General features: G+C 56.1%; 2 protein-coding genes. Both read right to left on the bottom strand.

The window, feature by feature from the left end:
* Positions 1-205: 205 nt before the first annotated feature.
* On the bottom strand, positions 206-1,288 hold the full coding sequence (locus tag NW860_RS05225) for a hypothetical protein (protein ID WP_414512847.1): 1,083 nt from the start codon (positions 1,286-1,288) through the stop codon (positions 206-208).
* A gap of 66 nt (positions 1,289-1,354) precedes the next feature.
* Complete coding sequence (locus NW860_RS05220) at positions 1,355-1,984, bottom strand: hypothetical protein (protein ID WP_414512834.1); 630 nt, start codon at positions 1,982-1,984, stop codon at positions 1,355-1,357.
* Between the last annotated feature and the right edge of the window lie 508 nt (positions 1,985-2,492).

The raw sequence follows: 2,492 nt of genomic DNA, 5'->3' as shown, positions 1-2,492 counted from the left end.
GTCTGCTGGTTCCAAAGTCCTGCGCAAGTGTTGGGGGGTGGCGCGGCAGCGGCACAGAGTGCCTGGGAATTGCCTGCAGCTTACAGGGCTGTCTAAACTTGCAGCTCCTTTCCTTGAGCTGTCTTGAGCAGCATAAGAACGCTCAAAGCTCGACCCCTCTGTCTCCATTTTGCTGAGGTCAATAGCAAGAAGCTCTACACCGACTCTAGTTAAAAGTCACATCGGCTCGGGCAGAAGTTGCCGGTGGCGCCCCGCTGCTAAAGAGAATAACTGGTAGGTTGGTGTAGGTCACTGGTGGTGCAGGCAGGGGCGGAGCTTGCTCGACCGATACAGAAACTACGCAGGAGGCGCCTGCGGCTAGGCTTCCGCCCGCGAGAGAAATTATGGTTCCACCAGCAGGTGCTGTCAGCGTGCCACCGCAGGTGTTTGAGGTAACTGCTGGATTCGTAATTCGTAACCCTGGAGCCGGAGTGCTGGGCAAAATGTCGATGAAACTGAGGCCGGTTACGGGAACAGTTGCGGTGTTCGTAATTGTGAAGATAACAGCCACGGTGCTGCCGCTTCGGGTCGAGCTAGGATTAAACTGCTTAGTGAACGCTGGAGCAGTAACCGGGTTCACTGACAGATTAACAGGTGCGCTTTGAACAGCAGGAGCTTGAGCGCTGGTGAGAGTTACTGGCGGATTTGTATAGGTACCCGGAGCCGAAGCAACAACCTGAACAGTCACTGCACAAGTTGCATTGGCAGCCAGTGTTCCACCGCTTAGAGTGATTAGGTCCTCGCCTGGAGGCGCACTAGGTGTGCCGCCACAGGTATTGGTGAGGTTGGGCGGATTGGCAACAAACAACCCTGCAGGCAGGCTGTCTGCAAAGTTGAGGCCAGTCAGTTGGATCCCTGAGTTGTTGGTGATGGTGAATCTTAGGGTTACGGGAGCGTTTGGTGAGGTTGTGGAAGGACTGAAGCTCTTGGTAAACGTCGGGGCAGCCGGGGGGCCTGGAGGCAGGCCAACGATGCTGGGAGAGGGATTGGGAGTGGGCAGGGGCGGGATCGTCGGCGCCGACACAGGAGGGGGCACAAGAGGGCTGGGTTGACCTGGGGGAACAGATCCAATCGGAGAAGTGGATGGCAGCCCTACCCCCGTTCCTCCGGGTTCTGGGTTTGGGTTTTGCACAGGGATGATTGGCCCTGGCAGCGAGCTGATTGGATTCCCCTCTTTAGTTTGTTGACAAGCTGTTAGCAAGCCCAAGCACAAGCAAGCCAAAACCCCAGCTACTTTTCCCGTTTTCATTCCCTCATCCTCCTGCCATTCAACTCTCTCGTGGCACAGATACAAACAGCTTTGCTCAGCTCTAGCTTAGGGGGCTTGGGCGCGCGCTTCCAGCCTCAGAGCTTGACCAAATGAATCTCGAATGACCAAGATCACCAAAACTGTTTCTCTTGCAGCAACATTGGCAGTATAGGCAGCCGGGTCAGCCGGAAAGGTAAAGCCGTCGGTGAGGGTGATCCCGTCTCTGTCGCCGTAGCTGTTGCCGCGACCTATTAGAGTATTTCTAAACTGCTCAATTGCCCTCGGCAAAAAGATGCTGGTAATATCTGTGCCGCGACTGATGTTAAAAAACTGAACCTCTACGCTCCTGATCACTCCTGGAGCACGTAAGCCTTCCAGAGTGATGGTTACGAAAGCGGATCCCACTGAAAGATTAAACCTCCCAGACAGACTAGGCGGATCCGGAAGGTCGGGCTGAACCGGCGGTGGGGTGATGGGGGCGAAATCCGGACCAGGGCGGAAGGTGATGGGCGTGAGGTTGGGTGAAATGGTGGGAGCCACAGCCACGGGGGGAGGTGTAGACCCATCGGCAGTCAAGAGAGGCGGCAGCCCGCTGGTAGTCTCGCTGCTGCAACCAGTGGTCAGGGCCAGCGAAGCCCAAGTTGCCAGAAGGGGAAGGCCACCACGGCCAAGGGCTGAGCCAGAACGTCGTTTCATTGAGAAATTCTCCACTCACTCACACCACAGCAAGTTCTTCCAACTGCGTCCAGCCGAGATCCACTGAATCTGCCCATGTGCATTGGCAAGATTACGTGGAGATCCCGTTTCAAGGGGGAATGTCTGCCGTTAGTTCTACTGCATCTCAGAGCGTTGTCAAGCCAGCGGCAAAGCAAATCCAGGAAATTTTCCTGGAAGTGGCCCATCCCCTAGATATGGGGTATCATAGCCTCGAGCAGGGGCAACCAGCCTACCTGTAGCGTTGGGGGTTGGGTGCCTTCCCCTCCATTTTGTGTGTGAATTTCCCCAGATTAGGGTGTGTGAGGCAGTGCCGTATGAACTTCAAAGGTCGATCATTGGCAGTGTTGTGTGGGGTTTTGCTCTTAGGGGGCTGCGGCGAGGTTAATGAGGCGCCAACCCTACCTGGGCCTGTCCAGGTGGATCCCACAGCGTTTGTCTCGGCCCAGGAGTATCGCTTTACCCCCGGCTCGGTGCTGGAGACCACCAG

It is taken from the genome of Synechococcus sp. F70.1, assembly GCF_047502745.1.
Lineage (GTDB): Bacteria > Cyanobacteriota > Cyanobacteriia > Thermostichales > Thermostichaceae > Thermostichus.
The sequence above is the reverse complement of the archived record's forward strand: the minus strand, read 5'-3'. Positions and strand labels throughout refer to the sequence as shown.